The sequence below is a fragment of the Streptomyces sp. NPDC107575 genome (genome assembly GCF_055657265.1).
This window is the reverse complement of sequence record NZ_JBVKBG010000002.1, coordinates 834,679-859,091: the sequence shown is the minus strand read 5'-3', so window position 1 is coordinate 859,091 and position 24,413 is coordinate 834,679. Positions and strand designations below refer to the sequence as shown.

At 71.0% G+C, this 24,413-nt stretch carries 17 protein-coding genes; 10 read left to right on the top strand and 7 right to left on the bottom strand.

The annotated features are described in order from the left end of the window. Positions 1–6: 6 nt before the first annotated feature. Positions 7–681 (bottom strand): GntR family transcriptional regulator, encoded by a 675-nt coding sequence (locus tag ACZ7L4_RS10480; protein ID WP_472101326.1) that lies wholly within the window; start codon positions 679–681, stop codon positions 7–9. 216 nt (positions 682–897) lie between these two features. On the opposite strand from ACZ7L4_RS10480, the gene ACZ7L4_RS10475 reads away from it, so the two are divergent. The 3 genes from ACZ7L4_RS10475 to ACZ7L4_RS10465 are packed head-to-tail and all read left to right on the top strand — an operon-like array spanning position 898 to position 4,348. After that, positions 898–2,232, top strand: a complete 1,335-nt coding sequence (locus tag ACZ7L4_RS10475) for an MFS transporter (protein ID WP_472101325.1) — start codon at positions 898–900, stop codon at positions 2,230–2,232. Continuing rightward, positions 2,229–3,425: a maleate cis-trans isomerase family protein gene (locus tag ACZ7L4_RS10470; protein ID WP_472101324.1), complete on the top strand. Its 1,197-nt coding sequence runs from the start codon at positions 2,229–2,231 to the stop codon at positions 3,423–3,425. Before ACZ7L4_RS10475 ends, ACZ7L4_RS10470 begins: the two co-directional genes overlap by 4 nt. A gap of 17 nt (positions 3,426–3,442) precedes the next feature. Further along, on the top strand, positions 3,443–4,348 hold the full coding sequence (locus tag ACZ7L4_RS10465; protein WP_472101323.1) for a polysaccharide deacetylase family protein: 906 nt from the start codon (positions 3,443–3,445) through the stop codon (positions 4,346–4,348). 3 nt (positions 4,349–4,351) lie between these two features. On the opposite strand, the gene ACZ7L4_RS10460 is transcribed toward ACZ7L4_RS10465, so the two are convergent. Continuing rightward, positions 4,352–5,608 carry a lipase family protein gene (locus tag ACZ7L4_RS10460; RefSeq protein WP_472101322.1) on the bottom strand — a complete coding sequence of 419 codons (1,257 nt, stop codon included), beginning with the start codon at positions 5,606–5,608 and terminating at the stop codon, positions 4,352–4,354. 301 nt (positions 5,609–5,909) lie between these two features. On the opposite strand from ACZ7L4_RS10460, the gene ACZ7L4_RS10455 reads away from it, so the two are divergent. From ACZ7L4_RS10455 to ACZ7L4_RS10445, 3 genes are all read left to right on the top strand, one after another. Then, positions 5,910–8,795 (top strand): peroxidase family protein, encoded by a 2,886-nt coding sequence (locus tag ACZ7L4_RS10455; RefSeq protein ID WP_472101321.1) that lies wholly within the window; start codon positions 5,910–5,912, stop codon positions 8,793–8,795. Next, positions 8,788–10,176 (top strand): hypothetical protein, encoded by a 1,389-nt coding sequence (locus tag ACZ7L4_RS10450; protein ID WP_472101320.1) that lies wholly within the window; start codon positions 8,788–8,790, stop codon positions 10,174–10,176. The genes ACZ7L4_RS10455 and ACZ7L4_RS10450 overlap by 8 nt, the downstream gene beginning before the upstream one ends. A gap of 76 nt (positions 10,177–10,252) precedes the next feature. Beyond that, positions 10,253–11,389 (top strand): serine hydrolase domain-containing protein, encoded by a 1,137-nt coding sequence (locus ACZ7L4_RS10445; protein WP_472101319.1) that lies wholly within the window; start codon positions 10,253–10,255, stop codon positions 11,387–11,389. 12 nt (positions 11,390–11,401) lie between these two features. On the opposite strand, the gene ACZ7L4_RS10440 is transcribed toward ACZ7L4_RS10445, so the two are convergent. After that, on the bottom strand, positions 11,402–13,591 hold the full coding sequence (locus ACZ7L4_RS10440; RefSeq protein WP_472101318.1) for an MGH1-like glycoside hydrolase domain-containing protein: 2,190 nt from the start codon (positions 13,589–13,591) through the stop codon (positions 11,402–11,404). 136 nt (positions 13,592–13,727) lie between these two features. Between ACZ7L4_RS10440 and ACZ7L4_RS10435 the strand changes: the two genes are divergently transcribed. After that, on the top strand, positions 13,728–16,373 hold the full coding sequence (locus ACZ7L4_RS10435; protein WP_472101317.1) for a glycoside hydrolase family 31 protein: 2,646 nt from the start codon (positions 13,728–13,730) through the stop codon (positions 16,371–16,373). A gap of 66 nt (positions 16,374–16,439) precedes the next feature. Here ACZ7L4_RS10435 and qcrB read toward each other — a convergent pair whose 3' ends face one another. Both qcrB and ACZ7L4_RS10425 read right to left on the bottom strand, forming a co-directional pair. Further along, complete coding sequence (gene qcrB / locus ACZ7L4_RS10430; RefSeq protein ID WP_472101316.1) at positions 16,440–18,098, bottom strand: cytochrome bc1 complex cytochrome b subunit; 1,659 nt, start codon at positions 18,096–18,098, stop codon at positions 16,440–16,442. Positions 18,099–18,198: 100 nt separating this feature from the next. Beyond that, positions 18,199–18,879 (bottom strand): FadR/GntR family transcriptional regulator, encoded by a 681-nt coding sequence (locus ACZ7L4_RS10425; RefSeq protein ID WP_472101315.1) that lies wholly within the window; start codon positions 18,877–18,879, stop codon positions 18,199–18,201. Positions 18,880–19,038: 159 nt separating this feature from the next. Between ACZ7L4_RS10425 and ACZ7L4_RS10420 the strand changes: the two genes are divergently transcribed. Next, positions 19,039–20,274, top strand: coding sequence for a CynX/NimT family MFS transporter (locus tag ACZ7L4_RS10420; protein ID WP_472101314.1), 1,236 nt, complete (start codon positions 19,039–19,041; stop codon positions 20,272–20,274). Between the two features lie 40 nt (positions 20,275–20,314). Here ACZ7L4_RS10420 and ACZ7L4_RS10415 read toward each other — a convergent pair whose 3' ends face one another. Next, the gene (locus tag ACZ7L4_RS10415; protein ID WP_472101313.1) at positions 20,315–20,893 is read right to left on the bottom strand and encodes a CGNR zinc finger domain-containing protein; all 579 of its coding nucleotides are present in this window, start codon (positions 20,891–20,893) and stop codon (positions 20,315–20,317) included. 83 nt (positions 20,894–20,976) lie between these two features. Here ACZ7L4_RS10415 and ACZ7L4_RS10410 point away from each other — a divergent pair, with 83 nt between their 5' ends. Further along, complete coding sequence (locus ACZ7L4_RS10410) at positions 20,977–22,149, top strand: epoxide hydrolase family protein (protein WP_472101312.1); 1,173 nt, start codon at positions 20,977–20,979, stop codon at positions 22,147–22,149. A gap of 94 nt (positions 22,150–22,243) precedes the next feature. Beyond that, positions 22,244–23,710: an MFS transporter gene (locus ACZ7L4_RS10405; protein WP_472101311.1), complete on the top strand. Its 1,467-nt coding sequence runs from the start codon at positions 22,244–22,246 to the stop codon at positions 23,708–23,710. Positions 23,711–23,722: 12 nt separating this feature from the next. Here the strand turns inward: ACZ7L4_RS10405 and ACZ7L4_RS10400 are convergent, their stop codons facing one another. Then, positions 23,723–24,235 carry a hypothetical protein gene (locus ACZ7L4_RS10400; RefSeq protein ID WP_472101310.1) on the bottom strand — a complete coding sequence of 171 codons (513 nt, stop codon included), beginning with the start codon at positions 24,233–24,235 and terminating at the stop codon, positions 23,723–23,725. Positions 24,236–24,413: the final 178 nt, after the last annotated feature.

The window sequence follows — 24,413 nt, the reverse complement described above, 5'->3', positions numbered from 1 at the left end:
CGCGCCTCAAGCGCCGGCGGGGCTGGATTTGCCCGCACCGAACAGCACCCGCATCGCCACCTCCCGGTAGTGGCGGACATGGTGCAGGGCGCGGTCGGCTGCCAGGTCCGTGTCGCCGGCCGCGATGGCCTCGTACAGGGCCTGGTGTTCCTCCCACACCGCGTGCGGGTCGTCGACCTGTTGGAAGAGCCAGCGCATCCGGCCCTCCAGGGGTTGCAGGGTGGAGGCCAGCAGGGTGTTGCCCGCGATCTCGACGATGTGGTGGTGGAAGTCGGTGTTCGCGCGCGAGATGCGGGCCGGCCTCCCGGTGCGGGTCGCCTTCTCCGCGCTGGTCAACAGGCGTTCCAGCGCCGCGATCTGAGGCTTCTGGGCGCGTTCCGTGGCGCGTCGCACGGCGAGCACCTCCAGGGCCTCGCGCAGGTCGAAGAGGTCGAGCACGTCCTGGAACGAGAGCTGCTTGACGACGATCTTGCGGGCCGACGCCGCCTCCAGGAAACCCTCACTGAGCAGCACCCTGATGGCCTCGCGCACCGGGATCCGGGACACCCCGAACTCCTCGGCGACCTCCCGCTCCAACAGCCGGTCACCCGGACGCAGTTGCCCGGAGATGATCCGGTCCCTGATGCCCTCGCAGACCTGATCACGCAGCCAGCCGGCCTCGCCGGGCCCCGCCTGAGCCATGTTTCCTCCCCGTCAATTGCTCCTTACGGTATACCAACGCCTTGACGCGGCGCTCCCCCATCCGCATCCTTTGGTATGCCATAGCGGCGAACACACACGTCACACGCTTCTCCCGATGTCCGCACGGCCGCCCCCACGGCCTTGCGAAGCATGCCCTGCACGCCCTGCACCGCATGCCTTCCGTAGCTCGTCCCCCGGCTCAGCAAAGGGGTTGACATGTCGTCAGCCGATCTGACCCGCGCCACCGAAGCGGCCCAGCCGCACGGAAGAACCACCAAGTCACCGCCCAGCCGCACGCGTTGGAAGGTGTTCCTGCTCCTCCTCGGCATCGTCACGCTCAACTACATCGACCGCGGCTCGGTGTCCGTGGCGCTGCCGCTCATCACCCAGGACCTGCACCTGTCGAAGGAGGTCACCGGCTTCGTCCTCAGCGCGTTCTTCTGGACGTACGCGCTGATGCAGATCCCCGGCGGCCGGCTCATCGACCGCTTCGGGCCGCGCCGGATGGCCGGCGGTGCCTGCGTCGGCTGGGGCATCGCGACCGGCGCCACCGCGGCGGCCACCGGCGTCGGCTCCCTGCTCGCGGCCCGGCTCGCGCTCGGCGCGGTCGAGGCCCCGGTGATGCCGGCCGGCGGCAAGCTCAACGCGCACTGGCTGCCCGCGAAGGAACGCGGACGCGGCGCGGTCCTGATGGACGGCGGCGCCCCGCTCGGCTCCGCGCTCGGCGGCATCGCCATCTCCGGCCTCATCGCCTGGACGGGCAGCTGGCGGATCGCCTTCGTCGTCGCGGGCGCGGTGACCGTGGCGGTCGGCGTGCTGGCCCTGCGGTACCTGCGCGACACCCCGCGCGAGCACGCGGGCGTGAACGAGGCCGAGGCGGCCTACATCGAGCGGGAGCACGCCGCCGAGGACGCGGCCACGCCCGGCGAGGACCGGCCCGCGAAGCTGCGCGACTACGTGAAGTACCGCTCGTTCTGGGGCATGTGTCTGGGCTGGATGGGCTTCAACGGCGTCTTCTACGGACTGCTCACCTGGGGCCCGCTGTACCTCTCCGAGACGAAGGGCTTCGACATCAAGTCCATCGGCTGGTCCACGCTCGTCATCTTCGGCGCCGGATTCGTCGGCGAGCTGATCGGCGGCTGGCTGGCCGACCACTGGCGCTCGCGCGGCACCGCCGCCAACACCGTCCTGCGCACCCTGATGGGGATCGCGGGCGCGGCCGTGACGGCGGGCCTGCTCGGCGTCGTCCTGGTCCCGGACGCGATGACGGCGGTGGCGCTGCTCTCCGTCGTGCTGTTCTTCCTGCGCTGGGCGGGCCTGTACTGGGCGCTCCCCTCCACGCTCGGCGGACGCGCGAACGCGGGCGTGGTCGGCGCCGCCATGAACCTGTCCGGCAACATCGCCGGGATCGTCACGCCCATCGCCGTCGGCTTCATCGTCGGCGGCACCGGCTCCTACACCTGGGCGCTCTTGTACTTCGTCGGCGCGGCCCTGCTGTTCACCGCCGCGTCCCTGGTCATCGACTACTCAAGGAGGCTTGCCGTCCAATGACGCGTTCATCGAGCGAGAACCGACAGCACGGAGATCACCGTCCGCTGCGCATCGGCATGCTCACGCCGTCCTCCAACACCTGCCTCGAACCGGTCACGTACGGGCTGCTCCAGGGCGCCGAACCGGCCCTCGCCACCGCGCACTTCGCCCGCGTACCGGTCACCCGGATCGCGCTCGACACCGGCAGCGACGCCCAGTTCGCGCCCGAGCCGATGCTCGCCGCGGCCCGCCAGCTCGCCGACGCCAAGGTCGACGTGCTCGTGTGGAACGGGACGTCCGGGTCCTGGCTCGGCATCGAGCGGGACCGGGCGCTGGCCGCCGCGCTCACCGCCGAGACCGGCATCCCTGCCACCACCTCTACGCTCGCGCTGCTCGACGCCTGCGCCGCCTACGGCGTGACCCGGCTCGGCCTCGCCCTGCCCTACACCCGCGACGTCGCCGACGCGATCGTGGCGACGTACGCGAAGGAGGGCCTTACGTGCGTGCTCGCGGAGCCCTTCGGCGAGCACGACAACGAGGCCTTCGCCCGGATCCCGCCCACCGACGTGGCCCGCCAGATCGAGGCGGCAGCCACCGACGGCGCGCAGGCCGTCGCCGTGGTGTGCACGAACGTGTACGGCGCCTTCGAGGCCGAGCGGCTCGAACACGCCCTGAACATCCCGGTGTTCGACTCCGTGAGCGCCACGCTGTGGCGGGCGCTCGACCTGGCCGGGGCGCGACCGTCGTGGTCCGGGCACGGGCAGCTGCTGCGCGACGGCAGCCTGCGCGCGGACGTCCAGCGCACCCTGGAGCGGCTCCTGAAGGACACCGGCGCCGACCGCACGACGTTCCGCGTCGACCTGCCCGGGCACGAGCTGGGCGTCGACCTCACCGCCGGCGAGGCGCTCGCCCCCGGCATCCGCTCCATCCGCCGCGACGCCTCCCTCGACCAGCGCCGCCTGAACACGGTCGAGTGGCTGGAGGCCGAGCGCCGCGCGCTGGTGCAGCCGCACTTCCGCGAGGCCCCGCACCCGCCCGAGGCGTTGCAGGACGTGTACGGCGTGCGCGCCCAGATGCTCTCGCCGGTGCAGACCGGTGACGCGCTGACCGGCTGGATCTCCGTGCACAGCACGCGCGAGCGCGACTGGACGGACGCCGACCAGCAGGCCCTCGCGGCGGCCACCGCCGAACTCACCGCCCGAACCCCCCGCTAGCAAGGAGCAGTTCACCCATGCCCAAGGACATCCAGATCGCCCTCGGGGTCGACGTCGACGCGGTCGCCGGCTGGCTCGGCTCCTACGGGGGCCAGGACTCCCCCAACGACATCCAGCGCGGTGTCTTCGCCGGCGAGATCGGCACCCCGCGCCTGCTGAAGCTCTTCGAGCGGTACGGCATCCGCACGTCCTGGTTCATCCCGGGCCACTCGATCGAGACGTTCCCCGAGCAGACCCGGATGGTCGTGGAGGCCGGTCACGAGATCGGCGCGCACGGCTACTCGCACGAGAACCCCATCGAGATGTCGCCGCAGCAGGAGGAGGACGTCCTCGCCAAGTCCGTCGAGCTGATCGAGCAGTTCACGGGCCGCGGTCCCAAGGGCTACGTCGCGCCCTGGTGGGAGATGTCGGAGTCGACGGCCGCGCTGCTGCACAAATACGGCTTCTCCTACGACCATTCGCAGAACTACCGGGACTTCACCCCGTTCTACGCCCGCGTCGGCGACTCCTGGACGAAGATCGACTACACGGGTGCGGCGAAGGACTGGATGAAGCCGCTCGTGCACGGCCACGAGGTGGACCTCGTCGAGTTCTGCGGCAACTGGTACGTCGACGACCTGCCGCCCATGATGTTCAACAAGCACTCCCACAACAGCCACGGCTACGTCTCGCCGCGCGCCCTGGAGCAGGACTGGCGCGACCAGTTCGACTGGGTGCACCGCGAGCTGGACTACGCCGTCCTGCCGATCACGCTGCACCCGGACGTCTCGGGCCGCCCCAACGTCCTGCTGATGCTGGAGCGCTTCATCGAGTACGTCTCCGGCCACGAGGGCGTCTCGTTCGTGACCCTGGAGGACGCGGCCGACGCCTTCCGGCGCCGCTTCCCCTTCGAGGGCACGGAACGCCCGGCCGACATGCGCTGACCCTCAGCGCACATCCCCGTACTCGCTCAACACCCCCTTCGGCGCAAGCGCGTTGACGTAGTGCGCGGGCCCGTGGTCGTCGAAGGAGTACTTGAAGGGGAGCGTCCGCGTCAGGGCCAGGCGCGCCGCGAAGAAGGCGAGCGGGGCCACGACCGCCAGGCCCGCGAGGCTGTCCATCTGGGGGTACGGGAGGGCGGGCTCCACCCGTTCGATCCAGCCCTCCTCGCGGGCGCGGCCCGGGATCGCGCCCATCCGGCGCAGCCTGCGCAGCGGGTTCACGCCGGTGAGGAGGTCGCCGGGGAAGGCGGCCGCCTCCGCCGCCGCGTCGGCCGCCGCCGTGAACACCGCGTCGACGGCGCGGCGCGGCCTGCGGAAGTGGAACTCGCGACCGAACGGCTCGTAGGGGCCGACGGGCCGCGGCGGCAGCGCGGGCACCACGTCGCGGTCGTAGATGTAGCGCAGGAGACGGTCGCGGAGCAGGTGTGTGCCGTTGCTGTCGACCGTGTGCTCGCAGGCGCGCGCGAGGTCGGGGCCGCCGAGCATGGGCTGCCCGAAGGTGTAGACGGCGCGCAGCCGGCGGGCGATGTGCGCGTAGCGGGGCTCGTGGACGAGGGTGACCGCCATCAGGGCGGCCATGGCCGCGCCCAGGCTGTGTCCCGTGATGTAGAGCGCTTCGAGGCCGGAGCCGCGGGTGCCCTGCTCGTCGGGGTCGATGGATTCGCCGCGCACCGCGCGCTCCAGGGCCTGGAGGATGAGATAGCGGGTGGCGCGCATGTTGCGGTAGAAGCCCGCGTGCACGGCGTAGTCGGTGCCGTCGAGGTCGACGGCGAGGGTCTCGGGGCGCACGTCGGCGTCGGTGAGGATGCTGATGATGTCCTCGGGCTGGGTGCCCCGGTAGCACAGGATCGCGATCCGCCGGTCCTCGTCCTGGATCAGGTAGGCCGCGGAGGCGATGTAGAGCGCGTCGACGCGCTGTTCGAAGACGCGGCACCGGTTGCGTTCCAGGCCGAGCCGTGTCGCCATCATGGCGACGGTGTCCGCGTCGGCGCCCTGTTCGTACCCGGCGTACGCGTACGCGGCGAGGGTCGCCATGGTGTGCGGGAGCACGCCCGCCGGATCCGGATGTTCCTTGTCCTCCACCAGCAGGCGCGGCAGTTCGGGGTGGACGGGGAAGGTGGTCCTGCCCGGCTCGACGAACGTGGCCTCCTTGAGGGGGCGCAGGTCGGCGAAGGCGGGTCCGTGCACGGTCGTCTGGCGCATGGCACCTCCCGGAGCGCGGGCTGTGCAGCACACCATCGGCGCATGCCGCCGTCAAGGCGTCGTCGATCGGCCACGCGCGGGTTCTGCGGGTGGGGCGGGTGTGGGGCGGGCGACGCGCGGTGCGGGCCCGGCCCGCGCGCCGGGCGCGCTGACAGGGGCAAATCCCGCTGGGCGTACGGGAGTTCGCGTGCGCATACATGGCGGGATCGGGCGCTGCGGCAGGTCCGAGGGCGCCGATAGCGTCGCTGCCCCTCCCCCTGAACGAACCTTCCCCACGTACCTCCGACAGGGACGGCAACCGATGGCCGAGAACGAACGTCAGGCGTCCTACAAGCCTGCGCAGTACGAGCGGTACGAGGGCGGCAGCCCCGAGGCCGAGCGCCTCGTGTTCGAGCGCCTCGCCCGAGAGATCATGAAGGTTCAGGTCGCGAACCGGCGGTCGAGCGGCGCCCAGGGCTTCGAGCGCGCCTTCCACGCGAAGGCGGCGCTCGGCGTGGAGAACGCCCGGCTGCGGTTCAACGACGACCTGCCGGCCGCGCTGCGCGCCGGCTTCGCCCAGCCCGGCGCCGAGTATCCGGCGACCGTGCGGCTCTCCAACGCGAGCGGGATGCACGGGCCCGACGGTGCGCCCGATCTGCACGGCATCGCGGTGCGGGTGCGGACCACGTCCGAGGAGAGCCACGACCTGCTCGCCACCTCCTTCCCGGTGTCGCACGCGGCCAACGCCCGCGAGTTCGTGGCCTTCGCCAAGGCGATGGCCGGGGCCCGCAATCCCTTGCAGAAGGCGTTCGGCCTGTTCGTGAAGCTGCCGCTCGCCGTCGGCCTCGGCACCGCGAACCGGATGCGCCGCAACGTCCAGGCGGCGACCCGCAAGTCCGTCAACAGCCTGGCCCAGGAGACGTATTGGAGCCGCGGCGCGATGCTGTGGGCGGACGCGGGGCCCGTCCGGTTCCTGCTGCGGCCCGCCGTGGGCGGCGGCCCCGAGCCGCGCCCCGACCGCCGCGACCCGAACTTCCTGCACCGGGAGCTCGCGCGCCGCCTCTCCCGCGGCGACGTCGCGTTCGACCTGTGCGTGCAGCGCTTCGTCGACGAGCGGCGCACCCCCGTCGAGAACGGCGCCGTGGAGTGGAAGGAGGCGATCACGCCGCCGATCCCCGTGGCCCGCCTCACCGTGCCGAGCCAGGACATCACGACGGCCGAGGCCCGCTCGGCGGCCCGGCGGATCGAGGAGCTGTCCTTCAACCCGTGGTACACCACGGACGAGTTCCGCCCGCTGGGCAACATCAACCGGGCCCGCAAGGCCGCGTACCGGGCGAGCAGCGCGCAGCGGCACGGCACCCGCTTCACCCCGCACGAACCGCTCAGGAACCGGCTCCTCGGCGCGCCCGTGGGCCTCGCCTTCCGCGTCCTGAACCGCTATGTCCCGTGGCACAGGCTGCCGGTGGACCTGAGCCTGCTGAACCTGGTGTTCCTGCGGAAGGTGCTGCGCAGGCTGAATCTCATCGACACGGACGTCCAGGAGGCGCCGCCGAAGGCGGAGCCGGTGCCGGTCCCGGTCGACGAGCGGCTGCGCACGGAGCGCTCCTACGACGGCACGTACAACGACCTGTCGGAGCCGAAGATGGGCGCGGTGGGCGCCGCGTTCGGCCGCAACCTCAAGCCCGTCTTCCGGCCCGACCTCTTCGACACCCCGAACCCGGTGACGGTCAGCCGCAGCCTGCTGGCGCGCGAGAGCTTCGTGCCGGCGACGTCGCTGAACATCCTGGCGGCGGCCTGGATCCAGTTCCAGGTGCACGACTGGGTCAACCACCGGCGCTACAAGCAGGGCGACAAGGCGGTCGAGGTGCCGCTGCCGCCGGGCGGCGGGACGTGGGTCAACACCCCGGGCGGGCCCGAGGAGAACGTCATGCGGTTCGCCGAGAACGAGGGGCTGGAGCTGCCCGGCGACGAGCCGCCGATCCTGTTCGGGAACACCGCCTCGCACTGGTGGGACGGCTCCGAGGTGTACGGCGGCGACGAGCAGACCGCGAAGCAGCTGCGCGAACCCGAGGGCGGGGCCCGGCTGTTGCTGGACGGCGGGCACATCCCGATCGACCGGACGGGCATCCCGATCACCGGGTTCAAGGACAATTGGTGGATGGGGCTCAGCTCGATGCACACGCTGTTCGCCCGCGAGCACAACGCGGTGTGCGACGCGCTGCGCGCCGAGTACCCGTCGATGGGCGAGGAGCGGATCTACCACACGGCGCGGCTCGTGGTGTCGGCGCTGATCGCGAAGATCCATACGGTGGAGTGGACGCCGGCGATCCTGGCGACGAAGGCCATCGACATCGGTCTGCGCACCAACTGGGAGGGGCCGCCCAGGAATTGGCTGAACCAGCTGGGCCTGTGGCTGCTCGAATCGCACTCGCTGACCGGCATCCCGAAGACGATGCCGGACCACCACGGCGCCCCGTACTCGCTGACCGAGGACTTCGTGACGGTCTACCGGATGCACCCGCTGATCCCGGACGACTACGAGCTGCGCGAGCACCGCTTCGGGCAGCGCCTGGAGACGCTCGGCTTCAACGACATCCAGGGAGCGGCCGCCGAGAGCCAGATCCGCAAGACCGGCCTGGCGGACACCCTCTACTCGTTCGGCATCGCGCACCCGGGCGCGATCACGCTGCACAACTATCCGAAGTCGCTTACGCACTTCCAGCGCGAGGGCGAGATCATCGACCTGTCGGTGGTCGACCTGGTGCGCACCCGCAGGCGCGGCGTGCCCCGCTACAACGACTTCCGCGCGGGCCTGCACAAGGAGCGCATCCGCCGCTTCGAGGACCTCACGCAGGAGCCGGAGACCCTGGCCCGCCTGAAGGAGGTGTACCGGGACGTCGACGAGATCGACACGGTCGTCGGCCTGTTCGCGGAGAACCCGCCCACCGGCTTCGGCTTCTCCGACACCGCGTTCCGCATCTTCATCCTGATGGCGACGCGACGCCTTCAGAGCGACCGCTTCCTCACCGTCGACTACCGCCCGGAGATCTACACGCCGCTCGGCATGGACTGGGTGGAGAAGGGCGGCATGAAGTCCGTGATCCTGCGGCACTGCCCGGACCTCGCGAGCCTGCTGCCGCGCGACGCCAGCGCGTTCGCGCCGTGGCGTCCGGTGACACCCGCGGAGAACGGTGGCGAGCATGGCTGACACCCACTCCGGTCACCAGGGTCTCGACGACCTGCTCGCGCGCCCGCTCCTGAGGACGATCTGGCGCCGCCGCACCCACCGGGTCTCCCGCGGTGCGTCGGTGCCGGCCGGATCCATGAGCTACACGTCCGAGCACGAGCCGCAGCCGCTGAGCGAGCTGGAGGAGGCGCTGCTGATCGCGGTGACCGGCTCCACTGGGCTGACGATGCCGGACCGCCCCTTCGAGGACCCGCGCGACGGCAAGCCCATCATGTCCAAGCCGAACCTGACGATGACGGGCCGCACGGCCGGCAGCCCCGACAACGCGCAGGGCACGTACTTCTTCCTGATCAACGACAGCGGTACGTACTTCCTGCGCAAGCTGCCTGCGGCCCCGCACGAGCCGTTCACCGCCGAGGCCCTCGTCGAGCGGGCCCGGCAGGCGAAGGTGAAGGTCCTCGACCACCGCCTGGACGTCGCCGAGGGCCTGCGCGACTTCCCGGCCTACCTGGACTCGAACCGCTTCCTGTCGAACCTGCCGGGCACGACCGTCCTGTTCCCGGTGGTCGATCTCTCGCACCAGTACATCAACGCCCTGATGTATCTGCTCACGCAGCCGGACGGGGCGCGCCCCACCTTCGTCGACGACCGCAATCTGTACCGGGCGGCGGGCGTGAAGAAGTGGGTCGACAACGGGTTCCTCAACAAGGACCTGAAGCTGCCGCTGGGCGCGCTCGGCCCGATGCGCACCCAGATCGAGGCGGACCTGCTCCTGCAGACGGTGATGCTGACGGCGGAGGCGATGGGCCTGGGCGCCTGGATCCACGCCTCGATCAACCCGGCGATCGCGCTGGGCGACCCGAAGTTCTCGAAGACGTACGGGAGGATGCTCGGCTTCACGTTCGTCACGCCGCGCTGGCGCCTGGCGGACCTGTGGCGCTGGCACGTCCCGCTGCCCAAGTACGCCAACCTGCGCTCGCACCCGGTGGGCCTGGCCGACCCGGCGAGCGGCGAACCGCTGATCGCCGCCGCCTGCCCGCCCGCGCACGCCTCGATGTCGGACGCGGTCGACGCGATCGTCGACGCCAAGTTCGGCACCGGCGGCACCTACGGCGACAAGGACGTCTTCGCCCGCATCTACAAGGAGGACTACGGCCAGCGCTATCTCGCCGAGGCCAGCGAGTACGACGAGCGCGTCATCGAGTGCGCCCGTGACGTCTGTACGTACATCCTCGCCACGCACCGCCGCTTCCCCGCACACACGGACGCCATCCATGTGCCGGGGGTCTGGCTGCAGGCGCACCACGTGGAGGGCGAGTACTACGAGCGGTTCTTCACGAACGGGCTGACCGACGCGCACCGCGCGCACGACACGCTCTGGGACGGGGAGCCGATGAGTTGAGCCGGTCCGGGCGGTCTTCCTCTGTACGCTCACGCGCACGACGGCACCGCACCCGTACGCACAGGAGGATCGCCCGATGACCGAGAACACCGGCCTGACCGAGGTCCTGGCCCCGCACGTGTCGAAGGGCCCCGTGCCCGGCGCCGTGGGACTCGTCGCGCGCGGCGACCGCGTGGAGGTCGCGGCCGTCGGCCACGCCGACACCGAGGGCACCGCGCCGATGGCCCGCGACTCGATCTTCCGGATCGCGTCGATCACCAAGCCGATCGTGGCGGCGGCCCTCATGACGCTCGTCGAGGAGGGCCGCATCGCGCTCGACTCGCCGATCTCGCACTGGCTGCCCGAGCTGGCCGCGCCGAACGTGGTGCGCGATCCGGCGGGCCCGATCGAGGACGTGGTCCCGGCGGCCCGGCCGATCACCGTGGAGGACCTGCTGACCTTCCGGGCCGGCTGGGGCTTCCCTTCCGACTTCTCACTGCCCGCCGTGCAGCCGCTGTTCGCGCTGATGGACCCGCACCACCCGCAGCGGGTGCCCGAGCCGGACACCTGGCTGGCCTCGCTGGCCGGGGTGCCGCTCCTGCACCAGCCCGGCGAGGCGTGGCTCTACAACGCGTGCTCGGACATCCAGGGCGTGCTCATCTCCCGGATGACGAGCCACTCGCTGCCCGACTTCCTCGCCGAGCGGATCTTCGAGCCGCTCGGCATGGCGGACACCGGCTTCGAGGTCCCCGCCGCCAAGCGCTCCCGCTTCACCAGCTGTTACGTGCCCACTCCCGACGGCGGCGCCGAGCTCGTCGACGCCCCGGACGGCGAGTGGAACAGCCTGCCCGCGTTCCCCTCCGGCGCGGGCGGGCTCGTCTCCACGGTGGACGACTGGCTGGCGTTCGCCCGGATGCTGCTCGCCGGCGGCGGCTCCGTGCTCTCCGCGGACTCGGTGCAGCTGATGACCACGGACCACCTGAGCGCCGAACAGCGCGCGGCGAGCGGCCTGTTCACGGAGGGCGAGGGCTGGGGCTTCGGCGGCTCGGTCGACGTCACCCGCACCCACCCCTACAACGTGCCGGGCCGCTACGGCTGGGTGGGCGGCACGGGCACCTCCGCCCACCTCACCCCGTCGACCGGGACGGTGTCGGTCCTGATGACCCAGCTCGGGATGGCAGGACCGACACCGCCGCAGATCATGCGGGACTTCTGGACGTACGCGGCGTCCTGAGCGCCTTGCGGGTCACTGCTCCCCGGACAGGATCGGCAGCAGCAGCGAGGCCGACCAGCTGAAGTTCGGGGAGTTGAGCGGGGCGCCGGTCAGCGGGTCGTAGTTCTCCTGGATCGGGCGGTCGCCGGTGAGCCCCTTGGCGCCCGCGAGGAGCTTGCCGGTGAGCTCGTCCGCGTCCTTCGTGTAGCCGTAGCGGCGCAGGCCGCCCAGCGCGACGTAGGCGTGGTCGAACCAGACAGGGCCGCGCCAGTAGGCCGTCGAGTCGAAGTACGGGGACGCCTTCGACACGGTCGGGAACGGCACGTGGGTGGCGAACTCGCCCGAGTCCGTGAGGCGTCCGCGCACGCGCGCGGCCTGCTCCTTGCTCGCTGCGCCCGTCCACAGCGGGACGGCGCCCTCGATGCCGCGGCCGCGGTCGGTGAGCGGGGCGCCGACCTTCAGGGTGATGTCGTGGAACCAGCCGTCGGCCTTGTCGTAGAACTTGGAGCGGACGGCGGCGCTCGTGGCCTCGGACTTCTTCCGCCACTTCGCGGCCTCGCCGGGGCGGCCGATCTCATCGGCGATCCGCGCCAAGTAGCCCTGGTCCTGGGCGAGATACGCGTTGAGGTCGACGGACTCCTGGTCGAGCGAGTAGCCGAGCAGCGTGCCGTCGGCGGCGTGGTTGGCGACGACGGAGGTGCCGAGCTTGGCGTCGAAGCGCGGCGCGTTGTCCAGGCCGCTCTCCCAGGCGGCGGCGAGGCGGCGCTCCTCGGTGGAGTCGTTGGCGGGGTCGACGGTGGCGCCGTACTCGGCGAGCCCGTCGTGGTCGTGGTCCCGGTTGCGGTACCACCAGGCCTGGTAGGCGGCGAGCTTCGGGTACAGCTCGCGCAGGAAGGCCCGGTCGCCGCTCTTGCGGTACGTCTCCCACACCGCCCAACTGGCCATTGGTGGCTTGGAGTTGCGCTCGTTCCAGTTGCCGCCGCCGCGCTCGGGGTCGTTGTAGAAGAGCGCGTCGGGGATCATCCCGGCGTCCTGCGGCCGGTTCTTGTCGTCGGCGGTGATCTGGTAGTCGAACATGGACCGGATCTGCGACTCGGCGAGCGACGGGTCGAAGCGGGCGGTGCCCACGGCCTGCTTCCAGCTGTCCCAGGCCCACAGCCCGCCGGTGAACCACTTGTACGAGATGGAGGGCGTCACGCCGTCGTGCTTCAACTCGCCCGCCGCGGAACGCCAGTTGGTGACGAGGGTCTCCAGGGACTTCACGGCGGTACGGCGCCGCTCGGCGGGCACCCCGCGCGTGACCCCGGCGACGTAGCCGCGCCAGCGGGCGTCACCGGCGGCGGCGTAGGCCCGAGGGGCGGCGAGGACGGCGCGCGCCCGACGGGCCTCGCGGGTGCGCTCGGCGTCGGTGAACGTGTAGGACTCGGTCCAGTCGAAGTGGTGCGCGGCGCCGGGCGCGAGCGTCACCGGCGCGGTGGTCTCGGTGCGGTAGGAGTCGCCGTCGACCTTCGTGCGCACGTCGTCCTTGTGCGTGACCTCGAAGCGTTCGGTGCCGTCGGTGAGGTAGTCCCACTGCTCGCGCACCTTGGCGAAGTCGACACCGACGCCGTGCCCGGTGGACTTCAGGGAGGGCGCGTCGCGCATGGGCGCCTTCTCGGGGCGCAGCAGGCTGCCGGCCCAGTCGGCGCCGAGCGTGCGGGCGGCGGAGCCGGTGTTGCGCACCTCCGCGCGCACCAGGGCCGTCCGGTTGGTGGCGAAGCGCAGCTCGAGGGTGAGGCTCAGACCGCGCCCGAGGTCGTACGACTGGAGCAGGCGGCCCGGCTGTGAGGTGAAGCGGGGCGTGCCCCCGGCGGCGAGGTCGAGGGTGCGGCCGCCCTCGGTGAGCCGGATCCGGCTGAAGCTCTTGCTCAGCCACCACGGGTACTCCTGCGCGATGTACAGCGGCCCGCTGAACCCGCCGTACGCGGCCCGGTCCCCGGCCTTCGGAAGGGCGTAGGAGTGCCAGGCGCCGCGGTCCGAGAAGGTGCTGATGGGGTTGTTGTCCTCGGCGTCGCCGGGCAGCGCGGCATTCGGGGTGCCGTGCAGGTCGAGGACGTCGGCGTAGTCGGGCCCCGGGTGCGGCGCCGCGGAGGCGGGCGGGGCGGCGAGGCTCCCGCCGCCGACGAGCAGCAGGGCGGCGAGCACGGCGCGGGCGGGTCGGCGTGCGGACTGACGAACGGTCACGAGGCGCTTCTCCTGTTGACATGAACCTGTGCGAGCGGGATCTTCAACCCTGACTCTCTGCGCAATCCTGCACGTGCGCAAGGAGTTTCAAGCACAAGTAAACAATGACTGGTCGTTCTGAGCGGAGACGCACCTCATGCGAAGACTGCACCAAAGGCAACCCCACCGAAGAGCCCGCGCCCTGGCCGCCTGGACCACCGCGGCCCTCGCGGCGGCGCTCCTGGCCGCACCCGCGCACCAGGCGGGCGCGGCCACCCCGGGCAGCGGCGTGCTCGACGCCGACCACAAGAGCGTCACCTGGCAGAGCCCGACCTATCCGGCCGGCACGGTCGACGACCCGAAGAAGTGCCCGGCCCCCGCCGACGACCCGGACGGGAAGGTCTGCGACCGTTTCGACCTCACGGTGTCGGTCCCGGACGGGTACTGGAGCGACAACCCCGAGGGCGGGGTGCCCGTCTCCATCGAGTGGTCGAAGCAGCCCAAGGACGACTTCGACATGTACGTCTACGACGACGCGGGCAAGCAGGTGGCGTCGAGCGCGGGCACCGCCGACCCCGAGGCGACCGTCATCCCGCGCGCGGACGGCACGTACCACGTGGTGGTCGTCCCCTACGACGTGCACGACAACTCCTTCGTCGGCAAGGCCTACCTGCCCGAGACGACGGACGCCGGGAACCTCACCTCCTTCAAGAGTGACGACGGCAGTTACGCCATCGCCGCCGGGGAACTGAAGGCGAAGGCCCAGTTCCTCAAGGGCGGCGGGCTGCGCCTGCAGGCCGATCCGTCCGGCGAGTTCAGCGACCCGGCCGGGACGCAGATCGTGCGCGAGCAGCCCGCCGTCGACCCGCACACGACATCCTTCGAGACCGGCGCCTACTACGGCATCCGCTCCGCCGACGCCGTCCTGCGCGTCTACAAGAAGCCGCTGCGCTTCGGCCTCTACAAGGCGGACGACAAGACGCGCGTCTGGCAGGAGGACAAGCCGCTGCGCTGGTCCACCGGCGGCATGCGGCAGAGCCTGGAGCGCGGCGCCGACGAGCAGTTCTTCGGAGGCGGCGAACAGAACGGCAGCCTCTCGCACCGCGACAAGACGGTGTACGTCGCCAACAACACGAACTGGAACGAGGGCGGCTACCCCAACTCCCAGCCGTTCTACCTCTCTTCGGCCGGATACGGCGTCTACCGCAACACCTTCGCCCCCGGCGTCTACGACTTCGGTACCTCGGTCCACACCGGACAGCAGGAGCGCCGCCTGGACGCGTACTACTTCCTCGGCGACGCCAAGCACGTCATCGGCGACTACACGTCCCTGGTCGGCAAGCCGTTCATGCCGCCGGTCTACGGCCTCGAACCGGGCGACGCCGACTGCTATCTGCACAACGCGAACCAGGGCGAGCGCCACACCCTGGACTCCCTGAAGGTCGCCGACAAGTACGTCGAGAACCAGATGCCGCTCGGCTGGATGCTGGTCAACGACGGCTACGGCTGCGGCTACGAGAACCTCGCCGAGACCGCCAAGGGCCTCCAGGACCACAACGCCCAGCTCGGTCTGTGGACGCAGGACGGCATCGACAAGCTCGCCGACCAGGTGAAGGCGGGCCAGCGCGTCGCCAAGCTGGACGTCGCCTGGGTCGGCAACGGCTACGGCATGGCCCTCGACGCCTGCGACAAGGCGAAGGCCGGCATCGAGGACAACAGCGACGCCCGCGGCTTCGTGTGGATGCCGGTGTCCTGGGCGGGCGCCCAGCGCTGCGCGGTGCTCTGGTCCGGCGACCAGAAGCTGTCCTGGGACTTCATCCGCTGGCAGATCCCGACGTACGCGGGCGCGACGATGTCCGGCATCGCCTACAACACCGGTGACATCGGCTCGATCTACTCGCACGACGCGAAGATGTACGCGCGCGATCTCCAGGCCAAGACGTTCCTGCCCGCCGTGATGACGATGGACGGCTGGGCCCGCGACATCACCACGGGCGAGAAGATCAACCAGCAGCCGTGGGTGGACGGCGAGCCGTACACGTCCATCAACCGCAAGTACCTGCAGCTGCGCGAGCGCCTGATGCCGTACCTCTACACGCTCGCCAAGCAGGCCGCCGACACCGGCGTCGGCGGCGTACGGCCGCTGTGGCTGGAGTACCCGAAGGACGCCAGGACCCTCGGGGACCAGGCCAAGTACGAGTACCTGGCGGGCGACGACTTCCTCGTCGCCCCGGTCTACAAGGACTCCGACACCCGCGACGGCATCTACCTGCCGAAGGGCACGTGGACGGACTACTGGACGGGCAAGCAGTACAAGGGCCCGACCACGATCGACGGCTACCACGCCCCGATCGACACGCTCCCACTGTTCGTGAAGTCCGGGGCGGTCGTGCCGATGTGGCCCAAGGGCACCACGTCGTGGAAGAACCGCGACAAGGGCCAACTGGGCTATGACGTCTACGCGTCGGAGCCCGGCCACAGCGCGTACACCCTGTACGAGGACGACGGGGTGACCCGCAAGTTCAAGGAGGGCGCGTCGGCCACGCAGCGCGTGACCGTCGACACCGACAAGCGGGGCTCGACCCTCAAGGTCGGGGCCAGCAAGGGCAGTTACGCGGGCAAGGCGAGCGAGCGGGCGTACACCTTCACGGTGCACGGCGGCGGCGCGCCGGACCGGGTGACGGTGAACGGCCGTCCACTGCCCGGGAGTTCATGGTCGTACGACGAGAAGACGCACGTGACGACGGTCCGCACGGCGGAGCTGCCGACGGACAAGGCGTTCACGGTGCGACTGAGCGGCTGAGCTTCTTGAACGGCTGACAGCAAGGGGGCCGGGCCGTCGCACATGTGACGGCCCGCCCCTTCCCGCTCAGTCCACCCGCTCCGACTCGTGCCACCCCGCGTGCAGCGCCCGGTACTCCTCGGGTGTCGCCTTCGGCACATAGGTGCCGGGGCCGAACATCGCCTTCGCGAGCCGTGCGCGCATCCGCTGGCGGACGGTGAACTTCCGCTCCACCCCGTTCTCGTCGAAGCGCGGCCCCAACTCGTAGGCCCTGGGCTGCTCGTGCTGGTTGAGGGTGTACAGCTCCGCCCGCGTGAGCGGCTCGTGGACCTCGATGTACTCGCCGTGCGGCAGCCGTTTGATGGTGCCGGACTCGCGGCCGTGCAGCGCCTTGTCGCGGTCGCGGTGCTGCAGGCCCTGGCAGATCCGTTTGGTGACGACGAACGCGAGGACGGGCGCCACGAAGACGCTGATGCGCACGAACCAGGTGATGGCGTTGATCGACAGGTGCAGTTTCGTCGCGACGATGTCGTTGCCGCCGCCGATCAGCAGTACCCCGTACAGCGACAGCCAGGCCACGCCGATGCCGGTCCTGACCGGCTTGTTGCGCGGGCGGTCCGCCGTGTGGTGCTCGCGCTTGTCGCCCGTGATCCACGCCTCCAGGAACGGATACACCGCCATGAAGGACAGGATCAGCGGGAACAGCGTGAAGGGGATGAAGACGCCCAGTTGCAGCGTGTGGCCCCAGGCGTTGATCTCCCAGGCGGGCATCACGCGGATCAGCCCCTCGGAGAAGCCGAGGTACCAGTCGGGCTGCGCGCCCGTCGTGACGAGGTCCGTTCTGTAGGGCCCAAAAGCCCACACCGGGTTGATGGTCGCCACCGCGCCGAGGACCGCGAGCACCCCGAAGACGAGGAAGAAGAAGCCGCCGGCCTTCGCCACGTAGATGGGGAAGAAGGGCGCTCCGATGACCTTCTTCTCGCTGCGTCCCGGGCCCGCGAACTGGGTGTGCTTGTGGTAGAAGACCAGGATCAGATGGAGCGCCACCAGGCCCAGCATGATGCCCGGCAGCAGCAGGATGTGGATCGGATAGAGCCGGGCGATGAAGTCGTCGCCGGGGAACTCGCCGCCGAACAAGAACATCGCCAGGTACGTGCCCACGATCGGCACCGCGAGCACGGCGCCCTGCGCGAACTTCAGCCCGGTGCCGGACAGCAGGTCGTCGGGGAGCGAGTAGCCGGTCAGGCCGGTGATGATGCCGAGGAACAACAGGGTCCAGCCGAACAGCCAGTTGAGCTCGCGCGGCTTGCGGAACGCACCGGTGAAGAAGACGCGCATCATGTGCACCGTCATGCCCGCGACGAAGACGAGCGCGGCCCAGTGGTGGATCTGCCGGATGAGCAGCCCGCCGCGCACCTCGAAGCTGATGTGCACGGTCGACTCGTACGCCTGGGTCATCCGGATGCCCTTGAGGGGCACGTAGGCGCCGTTGTAGACGACTTCCTGGGTGCTGGGATCGAAGAAGAAGGTGAGGAAGACGCCGGTGAGGATGAGGATGATGAAGCTGTACAGGCAGATCTCGCCGAGCATGAAGGACCAGTGGTCGGGAAAGACCTTGCGCATCTGGGACTTGGCGAGTTGGTAGATCCCGAGCCGGCCGTCCGCCCAGTCGGCGAGGCGTTCACCGGAGCTCGGGGGGTCGGGGCGGCGTCCGTCGTCCCGGGCACGCGCGCTGTCATCGCTCATGCGACTCCCCCTCAAGGCCGTTGAGGCTCTCGTCAGGGTAGAGCGCGCGCGGTGGCACCGACAGAGGGCGACGTAAGGCCAATTGGCCGCCTATGGGAGGCTATTGATCGTCCGTCATCCGCTCCATCGCCGCCTCCACGGTCCGCGTGTGCGCCCAGGCCGCCTCGACCGCCGCCTTGGGGTCGCTGCGCGCGATGGCGTCGGCCAGGTCGTCGTGGGAGCTCGCGCCGGGCAGCTCGGGCGTCCAGCTGGGGCGCAGCGAGGCGATGCTGTCGCGCACCGACTCGACGATGCTCTCGTACAGCTCGGTCATCAGCGGATTGCCGCTCGCGGCGACGACGGCCCGGTGGAACTCCACGTCCTTCTCGACGTACGCCACCGGGTCGCCGCTCTCCTCGGCGCGGTGCCGGGCGAGCAAGGCGGACAGGATGCGGGCGAGGTCGGCCTCGCCGCGGTGGGCCGCGGCGGCGGGCGCGGCCTCCCGCTCGATGGCGAGGCGGATCTGGAGGACGTGCTTCAGCTCGGCGCGGCGCAGTCGGCGCTGGAGCGCGGCGTTGAGGTCGCTCGCGGCGCGCACATACGTCCCGTCGCCGCGCCGCGCCTCCAGGAGGCCGGTGTGACACAGGGCGCGGACGGCCTCCCGCACGGTGTTGCGGCCCACGCCGAGGTCCTCCACGAGCTGCCCCTCCGCGGGGATCCGGTCGCCGACGGCCCACTCGCCGCTCTCGATGCTCCGCTCGATCCGGCCGATGGTGCGCTGGACCAGGGTGGGTGCGGGCACGGTGTGGCCTTTCTCGCGGTGCGGGGTATGCAGTCAAAAATATCCCATGTCTGCGGCGGTATCCAGCGCTGTCCAGTCCGGATTGATAAGCATTTGCGGGCTTCTGCGCCTCCACTTCGAGGCGGCCCGCACGAAACATGGGATGTTACGTTGGCCGGCATGCCGCAAAGTGCCCCCACATCCGCCTCCACCTCCGCCACCTCCGCGAACCCGGCCGCCGCGGCCGGGGCGACCGGCGGGCTCCTCGCCGCCGGCGTCCTCCTCATCGCCATGAACCTGCGGCCCGGCGTCGTGTCCGTCTCGCCCGAGCTCGACACGATCCGCCGCTCCACCGGGCTCAGCGGCTCGCTCGCGGGGCTGCTCACCACGCTGCCGATCCTCTGTTTCGGCCTCCTCGCCCCGTTCGCGGCGAAGCTCTCGCGGCGCATCGGGATGACGCGGGCGCTCGGCGCGATGATGGCGCTGCTGACCGCGGGCATCGCGCTCCGCCTCGCCCCCGGCCTGCCGGCGCTCTTCGCGGGGACCGTGCTCATCGGCGCGGCGATCTCGCTGTCGAACGTCCTCGTGCCGAGTGCCATCAAGCGCAACTTCGAGCGCCGCACGGGACTGATGATGGGCCTGTACTCGGTGGCCCTGTTCTGCGGCGCCGCCCTCGCGGCGGGGGTGACCGTGCCGCTCGGGGACGCGCTCGGGCTCGGCTGGCGCGGGGCGATCGGCGCCTGGGCGGTGCTCTCCGCGCTCGCGTTCGTCCTGTGGATACCCCAGCTGCGCCGCTCGGAGGCGCCGCCCGCGGTCGCGCCGGGCGCCACCGACTCCCGTACGCCGCTGCGCCGTTCACCGCTCGCGTGGAAGATCACGCTCCTGATGGGCCTGCAGTCGCTGCAGTACTACGCGTGTGCCGCGTGGATCCCGGCGATGCTCACCAGCCAGGGCATGGACGGCACGCAGGCGGGGTGGATGCTGTCCGTGATGAGCCTCGCGGGCATCGCGGGTTCGCTCGCCTTCACGGCGCTCGTCGGCCGGTCCTCGAACCAGGTCGCCCTCGGCCTCACCGGCACGCTGCTCGTCCTCGGTTCCGTGCTCGGCCTGCTGGTGGCGCCGGTCGGCGGGGCGTACGCGTGGATGCTGATGCAGGGCTTCGGCTGCGGGCTGCTGATCAGCACGGCGCTCGCCGTGATCGTGCTGCGCTCCCCCGACGCCGCGCGCGCCGCGGAGATGTCCGGCATGGCGCAGAGCGTCGGCTATCTGCTCGCCGCCGCGGGCCCGTTCCTGCTCGGCGCGCTGCACGACGCGACGGGCGGCTGGACGGTGCCGCTGGTGATGCTCGCGGTGCTGTGCGTGCCGATGGGCCTCGCCGCCGTGGGCGCGGGCCGGGCCCGCCAACTGGAGGCGTGAGCTGCTGGGCCGGGGCGGGGTGACACTCGGCGCGTACGACTCACTTCGCCGCCGGCCCGGTGCCTCCGTTGCGCCCCGCATGGAAGCGCGCCTTCTTCTGGCGGTTGCCGCACGTGTTCATGTCGCACCAACGGCGGGTGCGGCTCTGGCTGGCGTCGAAGAAGGCGGCCCGGCAGGTCGGTGACGCGCACAGGGCCAGCTTCCCGTCGCGTTCGCCCGCGACGACGTCGATGGCGTCGGCGGCGATCACGCTGAGGGCGTCCTCCACGCAGGAGTCCGGGCCGAGCCGCCAGCGCCGCTCGCCCTCGGGCGTCAGGACGGCCGCGGCCCGGCCCTGGACGCTGCGGTCGTTGACGACCTGCACGGCGGACGCGGGAAGCGGCTCCCCGCTCGCGGCCGCCGTCGCGACGGCGTGGATCGACTCCCTCAGCTCCCGGGCCAGATCGAGCTGACCCAGGCTGCAGGAGTCGACGTCGAGGCCGTACACCGCCAGCCAGTCGACGAGCCGCTGCGGCGTGGGAATCCGCTCCACGGGCTCGCCCTGACGCTCCGTCAGGGTCGCCGTGAAGCTGGTCGCCAGCACCTTGCCGAGGCGGAATTCAGGGAACCGGTCACGCATGGAACCACCTTAGGCGGTTGCGGCACCGCTGTGAACGCTGCTAGAACCGCCTTAGCCGGTTCCGCGATGGCCAGGAGGCCCTCATGCCCCGTCCAAGCAGCGACGTGCACCCGTTCACCGCCCACGCGACCGAAGCCGAGCTCGACGATCTGCGCGCACGCCTGGCCGCGGCGCGCCTGCCGGAGGCCGAGACGGTCCGGGGCGCCGCGCCAGGCCCCGGCCGGTGGGCCCAGGGCGTCCCGCTCGCCGACCTCGTCGAGGTCGTGCACCACTGGCGCACGGCGTACGACTGGCGGTCGTTCGAAGCCCGCCTCGACCGGATCGGCCAGTTCCGTACGACCGTCGACGGCCTGGGCATCCACTTCCTGCACCGCAGGTCCCCGCGCGCCGACGCCACGCCGCTGCTCATGACGCACGGCTGGCCGGACAGCGTCGCCCGGTTCACCGACGTCGTCGACGAGTTGGCGGACCCGAAGGACCCGGACGCGCCGGCCTTCCACGTCGTGGCCCCCTCGCTGCCCGGCTTCGGCCACAGCGACCGCCCGGCCACCACCGGCTGGGGCACCGAGAGGATCGCGGCCGCCTGGGTGGAGCTGATGGGTCGCCTCGGCTACGCCACGTTCCTGGCCCACGGCGGCGACTGGGGCGGCAACATCACCACGGTCCTCGGGGGCCGGTTCCCGGCGCAAGTGCTCGGCATCCACACCACGTTCGCGGAGGGCCCGCCCGGCCTGTCCACGGACGGGCTGACCGCGACCGAGCGGGCCTGGGCCGAGGAGACCCGCGACTTCTGGAAGCACCGCGCGGCGTACGCGAAGCAGCAGGCGACGCGGCCGCAGACCATCGGCTACGCGCTCGTCGACTCGCCGGTCGGGCTGCTCGCCTGGATCCTCGACAAGTTCGCCGAGTGGTCGGACACCGAGGACAGCCCGTTCGAGCGGATCCCCATGGACCGGATCCTCGACGACGTCACCCTGTACTGGCTGACACGGACCGGCGCCTCGGCGGCCCGCATCTACTACGAGAGCCACAACGCGCTGGACCCCGATCTCCGGGTCGACGTCCCCGCCGCCATCACCGCGTACCCCCGCGACGTCGAGAAGTGCCCGCGCCCCTGGGCGCAGGAGCGGTACCGGCGGATCGTCCGGTGGAGCGAGCCCGAAATCGGGGGACATTTCGCGGCGTTGGAGGTTCCCGAGTACTTCGTGGAGGACCTGCGGGCGGGCCTGACGGCCGTACTGGAGGCGAATCGGTGAAGCGGCCCGGTTTACCCCGTTGACCTGCGCGCACCGCTCTGCGAGGTTAGCAAGCGCTTTCTTGCCGCTTGCCGCTCAGCGCCCAGGGGAACCCATGTCGGATTCAGCCGCTCCACCACGCACCACCACCGAGGCCAAGGGCCGCGCGCTCTTCTCGGGTCACCACACCCACTTGTGGGGCTTCCTGCTCGCGGGCTGGCTGATCAGCTACGCGGACCGCACGGTCACAGGACCCGTCGTCGCCTGGATGATCGAGAACAAGGCCGGCTTCATCGGTGACGCCTCGAACCCGGCGACGCTCGGCGGGCTCATCGGCTCGATGTTCTTCACCGGCTACATGCTCACGCAGTACGCGGGCGGCCGGCTCGGCGACCGCTACGGCCACCGCGAGATGCTCGTCGTCTCCCTGCTCTGGGCCGGTCTGCTCACGCTCGTGTCGGGCCTGACCGGCGGGCTCATCGGCTTCGTCGTGGCCCGCGTGCTCACCGGGCTCGGCGAGGGCGTCTTCTACTCCAACGACCGTGTCCTGGTCATCAATCACACGCCCGCGGCCCGCCGCACCATCGGCCTCGGCGTCGTCCTGTCGGGACTGTCCATCGGCCTCACCGTCGGCATCGTCGCCACCCCGCACCTCATCGACTGGGGCGGCACGCTGGGCATGGGCGGCCGCGCCTGGAGCATGCCGCTGTACGTGTTCGGCGTCGTGTCGCTGCTGGTGGCCGGGGCGACCTGGGCGTTCTTCCGGGGGCGCGGCGACAGGCCGCTGCGGATCGGCCCGCCCGCGCTGCGGCTCATCGGCTACTCGATCCCCGCGGCGATCGCGATCCTCGGACTCTTCCTGCTCGCCGACGAGTTCAGCTGGCCGGACTGGCTGACCGCGATCGGCTCCGGGGTGCTGTTCCTCGTGATGGTCACGATCGTGATCCGCGGCATCGTCCGCACCGGCCGCAGCACCCAACTCCTCAACCGGAACGTCTGGTTGATCTACCTCGGCTTCATCGCCGTGATGTGGAACCTGTGGTTCTTCTCGTTCTGGTCGGTGCAGATCGTCGCCGAGGCCGCGCACAGCAGCCTGGGCGCCGCCGCCCTCACCGCGGCGTTCAACGCGGGCGCCGGCATCATCGGCTTCCCGGTCGGCGGCTGGATCGCGGACCGGCGGGTGCGCGCGGGCAAGGGCCGCAAGCCGCTCGCGGTGATCTGCGCGGCGGTGCACACGGTGCTCGCGGTCGCGTTCGGCGCGAGCGTCGCGAACGGCGACCCGTCGCTGCTGCTGCTCGGCCTGATCCTGTTCTGCTCGGGCCTGTTCTTCAACGCGCTCCAGCCGATCGTGCACAGCCTGCTCGGCGACCTGGCCGAGGAGAAGGACCGCGGTTCGCTGTTCGGCCTGTTCAACCTCGTCGCCGAGATCGGCGCGGTGGCCAGCCCCGTCGTCAGCGGTGTGCTGCGCGACGCGACCGGCAGCTGGGCCGCGGGCGTGTTCACCGCGGCCGGGGTGATGGCTGTGGCGGTCGTCCTCTACGCGCTGGTCAAGGAGCGCATCCCGGAGGTCGCCGCCACGTGATCCTGCCCGGGCTCAGCAGCCCTCGCGGAGCGGCTGGACGGTGACCTTCGCCCGGTCCGCCTCGCCCTTCACCTCGCCGTAGACGGTGGAGTTGACCCGGTACCAGCGGTCGTCGGCGGCGCGCTTGCCGCCGACGTCGTCGAGGCGGACGCACCAGCGCTCGGCGCGCAGGACCCGCGTGTACCGCTCGGTGCCCCGGCGCACCTTGTGGCAGTCACGGACCTTCTCCGTCGTGTAGTACGTCTTCGTGCGGCCCTTGCTGCGCTTGGTGTGCCGGACCTTGCGGCTGTCCGTCGAGCACTTCTTCACCAGGTGCGGCCGGGTCGCGCGAGTCGTCCGCCGGGTCAGGTGGCGCACCCCGTCGCGCACGCCGGTCACCTTGTCGTCGTGCTGCTCGACGGTCCGGCTGTCGGCGGATCCGCCGCCGCCGTGCACCGAGGCGGACTTCTCCGTTCCGCCGCCGCAGGCCGCGAGCGCGACCACCAGCACCATCGTCAGTCCGGCCAGGGTCGGGCGCCGCTTCACGGAGATCGCTCCTCTAGATGTACATGCCATTGGGAAGCAGCAGCGTATCGGAAGCGCCGCAGGTGACTGCCGATTCGTTATGCAACCCCAGGGCGAAAAGTTCCCCTTGCAGGTAGCTTGCCGTTCCGACGCATTCAGGTTGAATCGTCAACCCGGTTTGTCCAGCAGAGGGAGCGAT